Here is a 17376-nt window from a genome sequence, read left to right on the forward strand (position 1 = left end):
GCAGAACCTTACGGCAGCAGGCCCAGCTTCCTTGCCGCGGACACAGCCTCCATGCGGTTGTGGACGGACAGCTTCACCATGGCGTTCTGCAGGTAGCTCTTGACCGTGACGGGTTTCAGGGCGAGCCGGGCGGCCGTCTCCTCGTAGGAGCACCCCAGTGCGAGCTGGGCCAGGACGTCGAGCTCCCGGGGCGTGAGCCGGACCAGGGAGTGGACGGCGATGGGCGGCGCGGACGGTGCGGGTGCCAGGTGCCCGCCGATCCGCTCCAGCTGCGCCGCGAGTTCGGCATCCTCCACCCGGCTGGCCAGGGAGCGCAGATCGGCGTGGGCCTGGCGGACATGCTCCATCCAGGTGCTGTCGAAGGACTGTTCCGGCTGCCGGGCCTCGGCCATCATGGCCAGGCGCCGGTCCACTTCGTCCCGGATGTTCATTTCGACGGCGATGGCCGCCGCGGCGCCCATCGCCTCGTTCAGGACCCGCTCGCCGAGCGGGGCCTCGCCGCGGGTGGCGATGTACAGCACGGAGCGGGTCTTGCCGCGGACCACCACGGGGGCTGCGGCCATGGACCTCAGCCGTTCGTGGCTGACGGCAAAGTCGTGCTCGTGCGTGATCGCGTCGGAGCCCACGTAGTCCTGGATCAGGAAGGGCCGGCGCTGGCTCAGGACACGCCCGCCCAGCCCCGATCCGGGCTCCACCCGGACCTTGTGCAGGCTGGCCGTGTCCGTGCCGAGGAACTCGGACAGGCGCAGGCCAGTACCGTCCACCAGGCCGCCAAAAAGCACGGCCGGGCGGATTGCGGCGGACAGCGAGCGGAGCGAGGCGCGGAGGAGTTCGCGGTCGTCCGGACGGGAATACTCGTTCTTCGTCATGAAGGACTTTCTGTGGGCCGCAGCGTCCCCCTGTGGCTGGCGGCGGGGCCTGGCTATCAGATCGCGGCGCCGTCAGGCGTCGGTGAAGTCTCCGGCATCCCTGCGGAAGCTGCCCAGAATGCGGATGAGGTGCTCCACGTCGTCGTCCCCGAATCCGGACTGGCCGAACACCTCGGCGTTGAGCGCCGTCGTCGCGCGTTTCGAGAGGGTGCGGCCCTCGGAGGTGAGCTCGATCAGGGTGGTGCGGCCGTCCGTGGGGTGCGGGGAGCGGACCACCAGGGCGGCCTTTTCCAGGCGGTCGACGGCGTTGGTCACCGAGGTGGGGTGCACCTGCAGCAGCGCGCTGGCCTTGTTCATGGGCAGCGCGCCGCTGCGGGCGAAACTGAGCAGCGCCAGGAGTTCGTACCGTGCGAACGTCAGCCCGAACGGCTTCAGCACACCCTCAATGCGTGCCACCAGGATCTGCTGGGTGCGCATGATGGCGGTGATGGCGGCCATGGGCGCGGCAACATCGCCCCAGCCGTGCCGCTCCCAGTTGCGCTGGGCATCGGCAATGGGGTCGCGTGGAAGTGGGTTGCCCATGGGCCTCCTGACGTTGTTGGGTGTCTAGTCTTTCAGACCGGGGAAGTCCGACTCGGAATATTCGATGCCCAGGCCCTCCGGGATGTCCCCGCCGCCGTGCCGCATCTCCTCGCCGACCCGCAGTTCCACCCGCCGGATCTTGCCCGAGATGGTCTTGGGCAGCTCGCCGAATTCGATCCGGCGGATGCGCTTGAACGGCGCCAGGTGCTCCCGGCAGTACCGCAGGATGTCCTCCGCGAGCTCCGGTCCGGCCTCGTGCCCGCTGGCAAGGACCACGAATGCCTTGGGCACCGAGAGCTTCACCGGATCCGGTGAAGGAACGACGGCGGCCTCCGCCACGGCGGGGTGCTCGATCAGCACGCTTTCGAGTTCGAAGGGGGAGAGCCGGTAGTCCGAGGACTTGAAGACGTCGTCGCCGCGGCCCACGTAGGTGATCACGCCGTCGGCGTCCCTGCTGGCCATGTCGCCCGTGTGGTAGTAGCCGTTGCGGAACGCCTCGGCCGTCTTGACGGGGTCCCCGAAGTATCCGGCCATGAGCCCCACGGGGTGCTTGTGCAGGCGCAGGCAGAGCTCGCCGTCGTCGCTTTCATCCCCGGTGGCGGGATCCACCAGGACCACGTCGTAGCCGGGCAGCGGGCGTCCCATGGAGCCGATCTTGATCGGCTGGCCGGGGGTGTTGGCGATCTGGACCGTGGACTCCGTCTGGCCGAAGCCGTCCCGGATGGTCACGCCCCAGGCCTTCTCCACCTGGCCGATGACCTCGGCGTTGAGCGGCTCGCCAGCGGAGACGGCCTTGCGCGGCGGGGTCTTCAGGAGGGTGAGGTCCGCCTGGATCAGCATCCGCCACACGGTGGGAGGGGCGCAGAAGCTGGTGACGCCCTCCCGGTCCATCTGCGCCATGAGGGCGGCGGCGTCGAAGCGTTCGTAGTTGTAGATGAAGACGCAGGCCTCGGCGATCCACGGCGTGAACACATTGGACCAGGCGTGCTTGGCCCAGCCGGGGGAGGCCACGTTCAGGTGGACGTCGCCCGGTTCCAGGCCGATCCAGTACATCGTGGACAGGTGGCCCACGGGGTATGAGGTGTGGGTGTGCTCCACGAGCTTGGCACGGGAGGTGGTGCCGGAGGTGAAGTAGAGGAGGAGCGTATCGTCCGCGCGGCTAGGGGAATCGGGGGTGAAGTCCGTCTTGGACCAGGCCGAATCGGCGTACTGCAGCGCGTCCTCGGTGCGGCTGCCGCCGTCGCCCACTTCAATCACGGTGAAGCGGCCCGGAACGTCGGCGAATTTGCCGATGTTGGCGCTTCCCACGGCCACCCAGCGGGCGTTGCCGCGTTCCACCCGGTCCTCGAGGTCGCGCGGCCCCATCAGCGTGGTGGTGGGGATCATGACCAGGCCCAGCTTGATGCCGGCGAGCATGAGCTCCCACAGCTCGATCTGGTTGCCGAGCATGATGATCATGTGGTCGCCGCGGTGCACGCCCTGGCTGCTGAGCCAGTTGGCTACCTGCGAGGACCGTGCGGAGAGCTCCGCATAGCTGCGGCGGGTGGCGCTGCCGTCCTGCTCCACGATGACCAAGGCGGGCTTGCTGCCCCGCTCCGGGTCGGCCGCGATCTGGTCGAACCAGTCGAAGGCGAAGTTGAACTCCTCGAAGCGCGGCCATTCGAACTCGCTGTGGGCCTGCTGGTAGTTCTCGCGCAGCTCAAGGAGCCTGTCGCGGGCCGCCCGGAATTCCTCTGTGACTGTAGTGACTGCCATGGTCCGCCTTTCGCATTTTGTGGACAGGACACCTTCGGCCTAGTGATCCACATCACCTTGCAATATACTAGGACATCCAACCGTTTGGAAGAGACGTAAGAGACAAAGGGGTCACATGCTTGACGAAATCGCGCGCGCCGGCGGACAGGCCGCGGAACAGCAGGACCTCCCGCCGTATCCCGAAGCGGATCTGATGCATGTGGTGGACCTCCTCTCGTACGAGGAGCGCAATAGGTATTTTGAGGTCCGGGAGTTCCTGCAGACCCGGATCAGGGCGGCCAGCATCGACTACTGGAACCGCGAGGAATTCCCGTTCGGGCTGGTGGCGGACCTGGCCAAGTTCGGCCTGGGCAGGCTGCAGACGGACGGCACCTCCAAGCTGTTCAAGGGCCTGATGTACACCGAGGTGGCCCGCGCGGACGTCTCGCTCTCGGCGCTGGTGGGCATCCACAACGAACTCATTGTGGGCATGATCGACGAACTCGGCTCCGAGGAGCAGAAGGAACGCTGGCTGCCGGGGCTTGAGTCATTCACCCAGCTGGGGGCCTTCGCCTTGACCGAACCGGACCACGGCTCCGACGTCGCCGGGGGACTGGCCACCACCGCCCGGCTGGAGGGCGGCGAGTGGGTCATCAACGGCGCCAAGCGCTGGATCGGCGCCGGCACCATCGCCGACTTCGCGCTGGTCTGGGCCCGCGACGAGGCGGACGGGCAGATCAAGGGGTTCATCGTGGAGACCAGCCGTCCCGGTTACACGGCCACCAAGATCTCCAACAAGATCGGCCTGCGCATCATGCAGAACGCAAACATCGTGCTGGACAACGTCCGGATCCCGGCCTCCAACATGCTGCCCGGCGCCACCCACTTCGCCAAGGCCAACGAGCTCCTGCGGGATTCGCGGGCGTGGGTGGGCTGGCAGGCCGCCGGCATCCAGCTGGCCGCGTTCGACGTAGCCCGTGCCTACGCGTTGGACCGCCGGCAGTTCGGCAGGGAACTGGCCCGCTTCCAGCTCATCCAGCAGCAGCTCTCCGAAATCCTGGGCAACGCCAGCGCCTCGCTCTCCCTCATGGTGGAGCTGGCGCGCATCCAGGAGGCCGGCAAGCTCGAAATGGTCCAGTCCGCCATGGCCAAGGCCACCACCACCCGGATCGCCCGCGCCTCCGTGGCGATGGGCCGCTCCCTGCTGGGCGGCAACGGCATCAGCAGCGACTTCGAAATGGGCAAGCTGTTCGGCGACGCCGAGGTCCTCTACAGCTACGAAGGGAGCTACGAGATCAACTCCCTGATCGTGGCCCGCGCCGTGACCGGCGTGTCCGCGTTCGTTTAGCGGTTCAGGATTGGTGGGTGCCGGCGAGCACGTCTTCAAACAGCGCGGCGTATCGCCGCGCCATCAGATCTGCGCTGAAACGTGTCTCGACGGCGGCCCGGCAGCCTCGCCGGTCCAAGTCGGCCGCCCGCTGAAGGCAGCGCGCCAGTTCGTCGGTGCCAGCTGCGAGGAAGCCTGTCACGCCGTGCTCGATGAGTTCCGGCGCGGAGCCGCGGGGAATGGCCACCACGGGTGTTCCGGCGGCCAATGCCTCGATCATGACCATGCCGAACGGCTCATCCCACTGCAGGGGGTTGATCAGGGCAATCGCGTCGCCCAGCAAGGCGAGCTTTCCCTTGAGGTCCACCTCCCCCACGAACTCCTCATCTGCTCCCAGCAAGGGGGCGACGGCGGCGTGGAAGTAGTCCAGTTCCGCCTTTTCACTCATTTTCGCGGCGATCTTCAGCTTGATCCCGGCCAAGCGCGCCACCATGATGGCTTCGACCACACCCTTGTCCGGCGCCATCCGGCCCAGGAAACACGCATAGCCGCCTGTCCCTGCCCCCAGGGGGACAGCTGAGGGGTCGATGCCGTGGTGGATGACCCGGCTGATCTTCACTTCCGGGGCGCTGCCGGCTTGATGCTGCGAGATGGCAACCAGCGAGACGTCACGGCTCATCGCCTTGTATACAGGGCGCAGTGTTGGCGTCATGGCGGAATGAATGGTGCAGACCACGGGTATCTCGGTGGGGCGGTGCCGGTACAGCGGACCGGCCAGCGTGTGGTCATGGATGATGTCGACGTCGGCCAGTTCCTCGTAGGCCCTGATAACGTGGGGCAGCTCGGAGCTTGTTTCGCCCATCTCGGCGCGCTTCGCGGGGGCGAATCCATCGATCCGTTCCACCGGGCATGTGCTGTCTGATGCCGCTGCAAGCACCACTCTGTGCCCGGCGGCCGCCAGCGATGTCGCCAGCGCATGGACGACTGCCTCCGTCCCGCCATAGCCGGTGGGCGGGACGGGAAGCCATGGAGGAGCAATCAGTCCTATCCGCATGGTGTGGGCTCCTGACCGTGCTCAGATGGTGGGATTCAGCAAGTCTGCGAGCTCCACCAGGTCCGCGAGGGGCGGACGCGTCCCGCGATGAAACGTCATGCCTGGCGGGAGCCCTTCGATTGTGGCCTGGTTGCCCGTCACATCGATGGTGATCCGGCCATCGCCGATGGGGCAGTTGGAAATCCGGACCCTGCCCAGTGACGCTGGCAGCACGGGGTCCATCCACATGCCGTTCAGGGAGACATGGGGGTCGTATCGCAGCAGCATGCGCAGGAGCTGCACCGGTGTGGTGGCGGCCCAGGCCTGTGGTGAGCACGACGTCGGGTACGGCACAGGTTCGGGGAACTCGCTGCGGTCAAAACCGCAGAAGAGTTCCGGCAGCCGGTGGTCCGTGAAGTCCGCGGCATCAAGGAGTGCGAGGGCAACACGCTGCGCCTCCTCCACGAAGCCGTACCTCATCAGCCCCGTGGCGATCAGCGCGTTGTCGTGGGGCCATACGGATCCGTTGTGGTAGCTTGCCGGGTTGTAGGCGCCCATGTCCGTGGCCAGCGTGCGAATGCCCCAGCCGCTGAACATTTCCGGGGACATGAGCCGTGCGGCCACCAGCGGCGCCTTGTCGGCGTCGACTATCCCGCTCAGCATGCAGTGCCCCATGTTGGAGGCGCAGGCATCCACCGGTTTCTTGTCCCGGTCCAGGGCGATGGCGTAGTAGCCGCGCTCGGGCAGCCAGAACTGCTCGTTGAACTGTTTCTTCAAACGCGCCGCGCGTTCCTTCAGCTCGGCCGCCAAAGCGAGGTCGCCGGCGTCGTACGCCATCCATGCCCGGGCCATGAACGCGCCGTACACATATCCCTGAACCTCGCAGAGCGCGATGGGCGGATCCGCCAGCCGCCCGTCCGCGAAGTTGATGCCGTCCCAGGAATCCTTCCAGCCCTGGTTCATCAGCCCCTGGTCATTGAGCCGCTGATACTCCACGAAACCGTCGCCGTCCCGGTCCCCGTAGTCCCGGATCCAGTCCAGCGCCCGGTCCGCATTGGGAAGCAGCGCCGCAACCTCGTCCGCGGCCAGGCCCCAGCGGCTGACTTCGCCCAGCAGCGACACAAACAAGGGCGTGGCGTCGATGCTGCCGTAGTAGGCGGACTTGCCGCCCAGCGCCAGGCCCGTACCGACTCCTAGGCGGACTTCGTGGAGGATCCGGCCGGGCTGTTCCTCGGTCAGCGGGTCCACTACGGTGCCCTGTCGATCGGCAAGGTTCCGCAGGGTGTCCAGCGCCAGCGTCGGGTCCAGTGGCAGGGCCATGTAGGAGGACAGGATCGCGTCACGGCCGAAGAGTGCCATGAACCACGGAGCCCCGGCCGCGACGACTGTCCGGTCAAGACGATCCGGGTCCTCGATCTGGAGTGCCCCGATGTCCTCGTGGCTGCGCATCAGAGTCCGTGAGAAGGACACGTTGTCGATCTGCGGCGTGGGGATCTTCCGGAGCCACTCCTGGCGCCGTATTTCCGCCGGCGAACTGCCGGTCGTTTGGCGCTGGAATGGCACGGGCGTTTTGGCTCCCTCCAGCAACGGGGACACCGTCACCGTGGTGCTCCAGTGGCCGTGGGGCGGCACCACGGTGCGGTAGCCCAGGCCTTCGTGGCTGACAATGGCGTCCGGAGCGTGTATCAACACCCCTTTGTGCGTGCCCCGCCAGACACCTTCAATGAAGAGGGAGTCACCTTCGAGGCGGCGGGTCTGCTCCCAAATCCGGATGATACGGGCGTCCTTCACTTCGAAAAGATCCGCGAAGTCCGCGTCCATGGCCAGGTCGATGCCGCACACGGAAGGCTCGCGGGAATGGTTCCAGACGGTGATCGTCTCCACGATTCCCGCGCCAATCTCGCGGTTTCGTTCAATGATCAGCGGGCTGTCCGCGTGGCCGGCGACCCTGCCCGGGCGGCCGATGAAGATCGCCCGGTAGGGTTCCATACTCCGCGCGGCCAGCGGTTCCAGCGTGACGTCATTGACCGTCAATCTCCAGCGGGAGATGATGCGCGTGTCCGAATAGAACACACCATGGGGGCGATCGGAATACATGTCGCCAGCGAGGCCGGAAATCGAAAAGTTGGAGCCGTCCACGAGTGTCACGGAGGCACCCAATGGCCCGGCCGCAGTGTCAGCATTCCATCCAGCCATCACTGGCTCCTTCAGGGAGAATCCGGTGCGTTGCCCTATGACCCTACGCCTGCGCTCCCGCGGGCGCCAGAGCTTGTGGGGTGCCGGCTTTGGGTGCCGGGCGCCTTCGCGGGGCACATCGACACGGACACGCCGGCACTCCGCCCCGGATCCGCCGTCGTCGGCTTCAACGTGCCCCACGACGGCGGGCCGCCGGAGTTGCGCGGTGCCTACGAGGAGCTAACCCCTCTGTTTCCACCAGGTGTCGAAGATGGTGACCGGGACGGTGCGCTTGTGGCGGGTGCGCAGGTACTTCTGCTCGATGTTCTCCGCCACCTCAACGGGGACGTCGCGGCCCTCGAGGTAGTCGTCGATCTGGTCGTACTTGAGGCCGAGCTCGTCCTCGTCGGTGCGGCCGGGCTGGTCGTCCAGCAGGTCAGCCGTGGGGACCTTGTCCCACAGGCGTGCGGACGCGCCGAGCTCTGCGAGCAGCTCGCGGTTCTGGCGCTTGTTCAGGCCGAAGAGCGGCAGGACATCCGCCCCGCCGTCGCCGAACTTGGTGAAGAAACCGGTGACGGATTCGGCGCCGTGGTCCGTACCGATCACCAGGTAGTTGTGTTCGCCCGCCAGCGCGTACTGGGCGATCATACGGGCGCGGGCCTTTGTGTTTCCCCTGTGGAAGTCGGAGATGGGAGCGCCCGTGGTCTTTTCGAACTCGTCCTCGACGCTGTCAACGGCCTGTGAAATGTTAAAGGTCCACTCGGTCTTGGCTTGGATGAAGTCGAGCGCGGCCTGGGCGTCCTCCTCGTCATGCTGGATGCCGTGGGGGAGCCGGACCGCCACGAAGTTGGCCTCCACGCCCTCCGCCTCGAGTTCCTCGACCGCCAGCTGCGCCAGACGGCCGGCCAGTGTGGAGTCGAGCCCGCCGGAAATACCCAGGACGAAGCCCTTGGTGTGGGTGGCCTTGAGGTATTCCTTCAAGAAGGTGACGCGTTTGCGGACCTCCTCGGCAGGGTTGATCCGGGGCTGTACGCCCAATTCGGCAATGATTGTGGCCTGGAGTTCGCGCATAGGACCACACTAGTCAGCGGCGTCCGCACCCCTCAACTGTGTCGTCCCACACAGGCCGGACACGCTGACGCCGCATGCCGCTTTTAATGCTGCGGCGCCGCCCCCGTGGAGCCGCGGACGGTCAAATAGGTGGGCATGACCGAGCGGTTGCGGACGCCGCCGCCGGCCAGCGGGTTCAGCTGGGCCAGCAGCATGGAAACGGCCACACGCCCGGCCTGCTCGATGGGCGAGGTCATGGTGGTCAGCGGCGGGTTGCAGAAGTCGGCGCCGAAAATGTCGTCGCAGCCCACGATGCTCATGTCCTCCGGGACCCGGAGCCCGCGTTCGCGCAGCCGCTGGAGCATGCCGATGGCGATCAGGTCGTTGAACACGATGCAGGCGGTCACCCCGCTGTGCACGGCGGCATCCGCGGCGGCCGCGCCGGACTGCGTTTTGGGCGCGAAATTGCCCAGGACGCGGACCTCGACTCCCCTGGCCTCGGCCGCCTCGGACAGGGCTTCCCAGCGTCGTGCGCTGGACTGGGAGGTGGCGGGCCCAGCAATGTATGCCACGGAGCTGTGTCCCAGGGAAATGAGGTGGTCCAGGGCCTGGCTGGTGGCCGAGGGGGTGTCGATGATGACGGCCGGGACGCCGTCCACGTCGCGGTTGACGGTGACCATCGGCATCTTCGCCGCGGCAGCGGTGAGCGCCTCGTCGCTGAGCCGGGACGCGGCAACGATCACGCCGTCCGCGCTTTTGCGCAGCTGCTCCATGGTGCTGGCTTCCACTTCATCCGATTCCTCGGTGTCCACCAGCAACTGCGTGTAGCCGGCCGCCTTGAGCTGGAGCTGGGTGCCGCGGATGAGATCGAAGTAGAACGGGTTGGTGATGTCCGGGACCAGAACGCCGACGGCGCCGGTCTTGCCGGAGCTGAGGGCCTTCGCCTGGGAGTTCGGCGTGTAATTGAGCTCGACGGCGGCAGCTTGGATCCGCTGCCGGGTGTGGATGTTGACCCGCTCGGGGGTGGACAGGGCGCGGGACACCGTGGACGCCGCAACACCACACAGCGCGGCGATGTCATGGATGGTGGCAGGGCGGTCTGCTGCCACGGGGTGCGTCGACATGGGCGTTCCTCTCTGAACGTCAATCATCCGGCTGTGACCGCTGCCACACCGTGGACCAAGAATGCCACATTCTGCCATTGCATGGCAATCGGTTGTCAAATTGTGCCACGCTGAGTAGACTCGTGTGGATAACACAGGCTTTGTGAATTGCATCACGGCGCCGCCAGCAGCCTTGCGGGCGCCGAACCTAGCTAGGAGATTTCCGTGACTGAAACCAATACCGTGTGGAGCCTGTCCGGTTTCGGCGACGAGGTGGATCCCGATCCTGCGGTCCAGGCCGCCGTGCTGCTGGCGCTCGGCGCCAGCCACATCGAAGTACGCAGCGCGTGGGGCACCAACGTTTCCGAACTCGAGCCGGAGGCCGTTGAGCGACTCAAGGCCATCCTGGACGAGAAGGGCCTGAAGGTCTCCGCCGTGGCCAGCCCCATCGGCAAGGTGGACGTCAGCCTGCCCGTCGAGAATGAGCTGGCCCGCCTGCGCCAGATCATCTCCGTGGCTAAGGCCCTGGACGCCAAGTACATCCGCATCTTCTCCTTCTACCGCGCGGAGGGCCAGAGCCAGGAAGACATCCGTGACGCCGTCATGGAGCGCATGTCCGCCCTGGCCGCAGAAGCTGCCGCTGCCGGCGTCGTCCTGCTGCACGAAAACGAAAAGGGCATCTACGGCGACACCCCCGAGCGCGTGCTGGACATCATGGAGACGGTCGACTCTCCGGCGCTGCGCATCGCCTGGGACAACGCAAACTTCGTGCAGGTTGGCGTCAAGCCCTACACCGAGGGCTACGCCATGCTGCGCCCGTACCTTGAGTACTTCCAGGTCAAGGACGCCGTGGCAGCCACCGGCGAAGTGGTCCCCTCCGGCGAGGGCGACGGCGAACTCGACGCCACCATCGCCGCACTCAAGGCCGACGGCTTCACCGGCTTCGCCTCTCTGGAGCCGCACCTGGCCAGCGCCCACGAACTCGGCGGCTTCTCCGGTCCGGTCGCCTTCGGCACCGCGGCCCGCGCGTTCGCCGCTCTTGCAGCCAAGAACGGTGTGACGCTGAACTAGCGGGTTGAACCCTCCCGAAAACACACCATCCTTCGAAGGAGCAGGAATGTCTACAGCGGCAGTAATCGGTTGCGGCGATGTGTCGAGCGTCCATTTTGGGGCGATCGCCAAGCTTGACGACGTCGAGTTGGTGGCGGTCTGCGATACCGACGCCAGCCGCCTGCAGGCGGCAACTGCCGCCCACGGCGTTCCGGGGTACGCGGACTACCTGGAAATGCTCGAGGCGGTGCGTCCCGACGTCGTGCATATCTGCACCCCGCACCACCTGCACGCTTCGCTGGCCGCGGACTGCCTGGAGCGCGGCGTCAGTGTGATCGTCGAGAAGCCGGTGGCCCACACCCTTGAGGAGGGCCGTCGGCTGATCGAGGTGGCCGAGCGGAGTCCGGCGAAGATCGCCGTCTGTTTCCAGAACCGCTACAACGCCACTTCGCAAGCCATGCGGAAATTGCTCGATGACGGCGGGCTGGGAGAGGTGCTGGGCGCCTCGGCCACCGTGATGTGGCACCGGACGGCCGAGTACTACCAGGACCGCCCCTGGCGGGGCACCTGGGCCGAGGGCGGCGGCGGCCTCATGATGAACCAGGCCATCCACACCGTGGACCTGCTGCAGTGGCTGGTGGGGGATGTGGCCAAGGTGGAGGGCCATGCCTCCACACGTTCGCTCGGTGCCGTGATCGACGTCGAGGACACTGCTGAATTCGTTGCCGAGCACGTGGGCGGAGCGCGCAGCGTCTTCTATGCCACCCTGGCCAACGCCACCAATGCGCCCGTGACCCTGGACATCGTGACCGAAAAAGCCACGCTCAGCCTGCGCGGCGACCTTACGATCACCTACGGGGACGGCACTGTGGACGTCGTACCTGAGCGTCGGAGCGAATCCGGCGGCCGCGCCTACTGGGGCGTGTCCCACGAGCTCCTCATCGAGGATTTCTACGCCAAGCTGGGTGATCCCGAGCCGTTCTGGATCAGCCCGGCGGAAGCCGGGAAGTCACTGAAGATCGTCAAGGACATCTACGCCCAGAGCTACCCGGACCGCGCCGCGGAAGTGTCTTAAAGGCCGCTGTTTCGCGTCCAGTCCAGAAACTTTTGACAATCGGTTGCCAAAAACGGCAACCATGCGTACGCTGAATCTCACAGACGAGAATGTGGCGCAGGCCACATCTCTTGAAACCTCGGTAGAATCAAAAGACTCGTAGGAGCCAACAATGAAGTTAGGTCCCAAGGCGGCAGCGGCCGCCCTTATCCTCAGCGCATCGCTTGCACTGACCGCGTGCGGGGGCGGTACACCCGCCGGCTCCGGTGGCGGAGCTGCCGCCACGGCTCTGACCCTTGGCACGCTCCGGGATGTGACTTCCTGGGATCCCGCCCAGGCGCACGTCGGGCACGTCCTGCAGCCGTACCAGGCCGTGTACGACACCCTGATCCTTCGCGAGCCGGACGGCAAGCTCAGCCCGATGCTGGCCACGGCATGGAAGTACAACACCGGCAACACCAAGCTCACGGTGGACCTCCGCACGGACGTTACGTTCAGCGACGGCGCCAAGTTCGACGCCGAGGCCGCCAAGGCCAACATCGACCACTTCAAGAAGGCCAACGGCCCGCAGATGGCCCAGCTGGCCTCCGTCTCGGATGTCTCGGTGGTTGACGCCGACACTATCGACATCAACCTCAGCACCCCGGACCCGGGCCTGGAGTACTTCCTCAGCCAGGCCGCCGGCCTGATGGGCAGCCCCAAGGCGCTCGGTACCGAGCGCATCAAGACCGAGCCTGTCGGCTCCGGCCCCTACGTCATGGACAAGGCAGCCACGGTCAAGGACTCCCAGACCGTCTTCAATGCCCGCAAGGACTACTGGAACAAGGATCTGCAGAAGTACCAGAAGCTGACCTTCAAGATCCTTGCTGACCTCACTGCCCGCACCAACGCCCTCGTCTCCGGACAGGTCGATGCCACGCTCCTGGACCCCAAGACGGGTAAGCAGGCGGAGGGTGCCAAGATGAAACTTGCGGCCAACGAAGTTGACTGGCAGGGCCTTCTGCTCCTGGACCGCGACGGTGCCAAGAACCCTGCGCTGGCGAACGTCAAGGTCCGCCAAGCCATCAACCACGCCTTTGACCGCAAGACGATTCTGGAACAGGTCATGCTGGGCCAGGGCACCCCGACGTCCCAGCCGTTCGGCAAGGGCAGCGGCGCCTGGACCCAGGAGCTGGAGAACTACTACAGCTACGATCCCGCCAAGGCCAAGCAGCTCCTGAAGGAAGCCGGTTTTGAGACTGGCGTGACCCTGGAAATCCCGCTCGTTCCCAACTTTGAGACCCAGATTTCCGTAGTCAAGCAGCAGCTTGCTGACGTCGGGATTGAGTTGAAGGTGGGCGCCGCGCTGACCAACACGTTCACAGCCGACGTTGCGGCGCAGAAGTTCACCACCATGTACTTCTCGCTCTTCCAAGGCCAGCCCACGGTCGCTATCGACCAGATCGTCTCCACCAAGGCGCTCTACAACCCGTTCAAGAGTGCTTCGCCGGAGCTGGATGCCAAGATCGCGGCTGTGCGCAACGGCGGGGCCGATGCCGGTAAGTTGGCCCAGGAAGTGAACAAGTACGTGGTGGAGCAGGCGTGGTTCGCCCCGCTGTTCCGCGTCAACCAGATGTACTACACCAATGCCAAGGTGAACGTTACGCCGCAGATCGAGCAGGCCGTTCCGTCCATCTACAACTACTCACCCGCCAAGTAGGACACTATGATCAGGTTCATTGCGAAACGGCTGGGCAGCGGGCTGGTGGTGCTGTTTGTTGTCTCGGCACTCACCTTCTTCCTGCTGTATATCTCCAGCGGTAGCATCGCCCGGAATATCCTGGGCGACCAGGCCACAGCTGAGCAGGTGGCCATGAAGGAGCACGAGCTGGGGCTGGACCAGCCCTTGCCTGTCCGCTACTTCGCTTGGGTGGGCGATGCCTTGACCGGAAACCTCGGTGCTTCATGGTTCACCTCGGAACCGGTAGCCAACTCCCTGGCCACCCGGATCCCGGTCACCATGACCATGGTTTTCGCCGCAATGATCCTGATCGCCATCTGCGCAGCACTGATCGGTGTTGCCGCTGCCGTCAAGCGCGGCTGGGTGGACAGGGCGGTCCAGGTCGGCGCCATCCTCGGCGACTCCATCCCGGGGTTCGTAATCGGCGTCATCCTGGTTACCATCCTGGCCATCCAGCTGGGCATCTTCCCGGCAACCAGCACCATCTCCCCGGATTCCGGGGCAGAAGCATGGGTCTACTCCATGACGCTGCCGGTAATTGCCCTGTTGCTCAACGGCGTCACCGGCGGCGCGCAGCAGATCCGCAGCGCCGTCATCAAGCAACTCGAGCGGGACTACGTCCGCACCCTGCGCAGCCGGGGCATCGGTGAGGGGGAGATCCTGTTCAAGCATGTGCTGCGCAGCGCCGCTCCGGCTGGCCTGACCGTCCTCAGCCTGCAGCTGATCGGCATGCTTGGTGGCGTGGTGATCATCGAGCAGATCTTCGCCCTCCCGGGCATGGGTCCGCTGGCGGTCGCTGCTACTGGCCAGTCGGACCTTCCAGTGGTGATGGGCGTCGTGATGTACACGGTGGTCGTCGTCATTGTGGTGAACCTGCTGGTGGACATTCTCAATGGTTGGCTCAACCCGAAGGTACGTGTGTCATGAGCGATTCTGTAGAAACCGCGGCGGCCGCCGCTGCGCCCGTACCTCCTGCCCCCACAGGGCAGAGTGGAACGGTAGTCCGTTCCACCGTTCTGCGGCGCCTGTTCAGGAACCCGCTCGGCCTGATTGCCATGGCGATCCTGACGACCATCACGCTCCTGGCCGCCCTGGCTCCGGTCATCGCACCGTTCCAGGAGAACTTCGCCAATATCGCCAAGACGCTCGCCGCTCCGGACGCCGTGAACATCCTGGGCACGGACAGCGCCGGTCGCGATGTCTGGAGCCGCCTGCTGTATGGCGGGCAGCTGACGCTGCTTTCCGCGGTGCTCTGCGCGGCCGTGGCCATTGCCATCGGCCTGCCGTCCGGCCTGATCGCCGGGTACTACGCCGGAAAGTTCGAGGCAGTGTCCAACTGGATGGTCAGCATCCTCATGAGCCTTCCCGGACTGATCGTGCTGCTGACCATCCGGGCCGCCTTCGGGCCCTCGGTGTGGATTTCCATGATTGCCTTCGGCATCCTCATCAGCCCGTCCTACTTCCGACTGACCCGCTCGGCCGTACAGTCGGTGCGCAACGAGCTCTACGTTGACGCTGCACGGGTATCCGGGCTTTCCGACCGGAGCATCATCGCCCGCCACATCTTCTCCGTGGTCCGGGCACCCATCATCATCCAGACCGCAGCGATTGCCGGCGTTGCCATCGCCATCCAGTCCGGCCTGGAGTTCCTGGGCCTCGGCGATCCGGCCAAGGCAACCTGGGGCGTGATGCTCTCTGAAGGCTTCAAGAACGTCTACCTGACGCCGACACTGCTGTTCTGGCCGGCATTTGCCATGGCCCTGACCATCGGTGCGTTGGTCCTGCTCGGCAACGCCATCCGCGACGCCCTGGAGGACGCGGACAAGATCAAGCACCGCAGGAAGAAGATGCATGACGCGGAACACGCGGCGTCAGCCAGCGCCGCCAAGGCGGCACGCAAGACCCTTGCCGCCGTCGAAGCCGGAACCGAGCACCACCTGGTGAAGGTGACCAACCTGGGGGTTGGCTACCCGCAGGCGGACGGCTCCATCAAGAAAGTGGTGGACGACGTCTCCTTCCACGTTGACCGGGGCGAAATCCTTGGCATCGTGGGCGAGTCGGGATCGGGCAAGTCCCAGACTGCCTTCTCCATCCTGGGCCTGCTGCCGGATACCGCGCGCATCGTGGGCGGCGCCATCCAGTTCGATGGCAACTACACCGTGGCTCCGGGGGACGAGAAGGTCAACCAGGACCGGCTCTCCAAGCTGCGCGGCAAGCGGATCTCCTACATCCCGCAGGAACCCATGAGCAACCTGGACCCGGCCTTCACCATCGGCTACCAGCTGGTCACGCCCATGGTCCGCGTCCTGGGAATCTCCAAGGCGGAAGCCACCAAGCGGGCCATGAAGCTGCTCTCCGACGTCGGCATCGTCAACCCGGAGCGGACGTTCAAGGCCTACCCACACGAGGTCTCCGGCGGCATGGCACAGCGCGTGCTCATCGCCGGCGCCATCAGCTGCGAACCGGACCTCATCATCGCGGACGAACCCACCACCGCCCTGGACGTTACGGTCCAGGCAGATGTCCTGGAACTCATCCGCGACCTGCAGCGGAGCCTGGGCGTCGGCGTGATCCTGGTGACGCACAACTTCGGCGTGGTGGCGGACCTCTGCGACCGCGTGGCGGTGATGCAGAACGGAAGGCTTGTCGAAGACGGCCCCGTCCGCGACATCCTCCGCAACCCGAAGCAGAAGTACACCCAGACCCTTCTGGCCTCCATGCTTGAAGGCAAAACCCCCATGACCATGCTTGTTTCCAGCGAAAAGGAGCCAGTCGCATGAGCACCACGGAAAACGCCCCGCTCCTGACGGTGGACAAGCTGATTGTCGAATACCCCAGCAAAAGGTTCCGGGCCAAGCCCTTCCGGGCCTTGACGGACATCAACATCACCATCGGCCAGGGCGAGACCCTTGGCCTGGTGGGGGAGTCCGGTTCCGGCAAGACCACCCTGGGCCGGGCGGTCCTTGGCCTGGCGCCCGTGACCGGCGGCAAGATCATCTTCGAAGGCAACGACATCAGCAACGCCACGCGCAAGCAGCGGCGGACCCTGAGCCGTGACCTCCAGGTGGTCTTCCAGGATCCCTACACGTCACTGAACCCGGCGCTGGAGATCGGCGACATTCTCGCCGAACCTCTCGGCGTGCAGGGCATGGAGAAGACCGCGGCCAAGAAGCGGGTCAAGGAACTCCTCGACCAGGTGGGGCTCCCTTCGGACGCCATCCACCGCCTGCCGCGGGAATTCAGCGGCGGCCAGCGCCAGCGCGTGGCGATCGCCCGTGCCCTGGCACTCTCGCCCAAGCTCATCGTGTGCGACGAGCCCGTCAGCGCGCTGGACCTCACCACCCAGGCCCGCGTCCTGGACCTGTTCCTGCAGATCCAGAACGACACCGGCGTCTCCTACCTGTTCGTCTCCCACGACCTCGACGTCGTCCGGCACATCAGCCACCGCGTGGCCGTCATGTACCACGGCGAGATCGTGGAACAAGGACCAGCCGACGTCGTCACACGCGATCCCGAACACCCCTACACGCAGCGGCTCCTGCTGGCCTCGCCGGTGCCGGACCCGGACCGGCAGGAAAAGCGCCGCGCGGACCGCCACCGGCTCCTGGAGATCCAGCGGCAGCAAACGGAACAAGCCGGCGCGCTCGCCTAGGCAGCACGCGGAAAAAGACCACCACCA

General features: G+C 65.8%; 14 protein-coding genes. 7 read left to right on the top strand and 7 right to left on the bottom strand.

The features are described from left to right. Positions 1-8: 8 nt before the first annotated feature. From J1902_RS08855 to J1902_RS08865, 3 genes are all read right to left on the bottom strand, one after another. On the bottom strand, positions 9-869 hold the full coding sequence (locus J1902_RS08855; protein WP_207615887.1) for a helix-turn-helix transcriptional regulator: 861 nt from the start codon (positions 867-869) through the stop codon (positions 9-11). Positions 870-941: 72 nt separating this feature from the next. Beyond that, entirely contained in the window at positions 942-1451 is a 510-nt protein-coding gene (locus J1902_RS08860) for a MarR family winged helix-turn-helix transcriptional regulator (protein ID WP_207615888.1), read from the bottom strand. Between the two features lie 24 nt (positions 1452-1475). Then, entirely contained in the window at positions 1476-3206 is a 1731-nt protein-coding gene (locus tag J1902_RS08865) for an AMP-binding protein (protein ID WP_207615889.1), read from the bottom strand. A gap of 115 nt (positions 3207-3321) precedes the next feature. Here J1902_RS08865 and J1902_RS08870 point away from each other — a divergent pair, with 115 nt between their 5' ends. Beyond that, positions 3322-4533, top strand: coding sequence for an acyl-CoA dehydrogenase family protein (locus J1902_RS08870; RefSeq protein ID WP_207615890.1), 1212 nt, complete (start codon positions 3322-3324; stop codon positions 4531-4533). Between the two features lie 4 nt (positions 4534-4537). Here the strand turns inward: J1902_RS08870 and J1902_RS08875 are convergent, their stop codons facing one another. From J1902_RS08875 to J1902_RS08890, 4 genes are all read right to left on the bottom strand, one after another. Then, entirely contained in the window at positions 4538-5566 is a 1029-nt protein-coding gene (locus tag J1902_RS08875; protein WP_207615891.1) for a glycosyltransferase family 4 protein, read from the bottom strand. Positions 5567-5587: 21 nt separating this feature from the next. Next, positions 5588-7741, bottom strand: a complete 2154-nt coding sequence (locus tag J1902_RS08880; RefSeq protein WP_207615892.1) for an amylo-alpha-1,6-glucosidase — start codon at positions 7739-7741, stop codon at positions 5588-5590. 219 nt (positions 7742-7960) lie between these two features. Further along, on the bottom strand, positions 7961-8791 hold the full coding sequence (nadE, locus tag J1902_RS08885) for an NAD(+) synthase (RefSeq protein ID WP_207615893.1): 831 nt from the start codon (positions 8789-8791) through the stop codon (positions 7961-7963). An 83-nt stretch (positions 8792-8874) separates the two neighbouring features. Then, the gene (locus tag J1902_RS08890) at positions 8875-9894 is read right to left on the bottom strand and encodes a LacI family DNA-binding transcriptional regulator (protein ID WP_207615894.1); all 1020 of its coding nucleotides are present in this window, start codon (positions 9892-9894) and stop codon (positions 8875-8877) included. A 204-nt stretch (positions 9895-10098) separates the two neighbouring features. Between J1902_RS08890 and J1902_RS08895 the strand changes: the two genes are divergently transcribed. The 6 genes from J1902_RS08895 (at position 10099) to J1902_RS08920 (ending at position 17349) form a co-directional block, all read left to right on the top strand. Further along, complete coding sequence (locus J1902_RS08895) at positions 10099-10944, top strand: sugar phosphate isomerase/epimerase family protein (RefSeq protein ID WP_207615895.1); 846 nt, start codon at positions 10099-10101, stop codon at positions 10942-10944. Between the two features lie 46 nt (positions 10945-10990). Then, positions 10991-11998, top strand: coding sequence for a Gfo/Idh/MocA family protein (locus tag J1902_RS08900; protein WP_207615896.1), 1008 nt, complete (start codon positions 10991-10993; stop codon positions 11996-11998). Positions 11999-12149: 151 nt separating this feature from the next. Continuing rightward, the gene (locus J1902_RS08905; protein ID WP_207615897.1) at positions 12150-13676 is read left to right on the top strand and encodes an ABC transporter substrate-binding protein; all 1527 of its coding nucleotides are present in this window, start codon (positions 12150-12152) and stop codon (positions 13674-13676) included. Between the two features lie 6 nt (positions 13677-13682). Next, on the top strand, positions 13683-14624 hold the full coding sequence (locus tag J1902_RS08910; RefSeq protein ID WP_207615898.1) for an ABC transporter permease: 942 nt from the start codon (positions 13683-13685) through the stop codon (positions 14622-14624). Continuing rightward, positions 14621-16477 carry a dipeptide/oligopeptide/nickel ABC transporter permease/ATP-binding protein gene (locus J1902_RS08915; RefSeq protein WP_207615899.1) on the top strand — a complete coding sequence of 619 codons (1857 nt, stop codon included), beginning with the start codon at positions 14621-14623 and terminating at the stop codon, positions 16475-16477. Before J1902_RS08910 ends, J1902_RS08915 begins: the two co-directional genes overlap by 4 nt. Next, positions 16474-17349: an ATP-binding cassette domain-containing protein gene (locus J1902_RS08920; RefSeq protein WP_207615900.1), complete on the top strand. Its 876-nt coding sequence runs from the start codon at positions 16474-16476 to the stop codon at positions 17347-17349. The genes J1902_RS08915 and J1902_RS08920 overlap by 4 nt, the downstream gene beginning before the upstream one ends. The last annotated feature ends 27 nt before the right edge of the window (positions 17350-17376 follow it).

The organism is Arthrobacter cavernae (assembly GCF_017368795.1).
Lineage (GTDB): Bacteria > Actinomycetota > Actinomycetes > Actinomycetales > Micrococcaceae > Arthrobacter > Arthrobacter cavernae.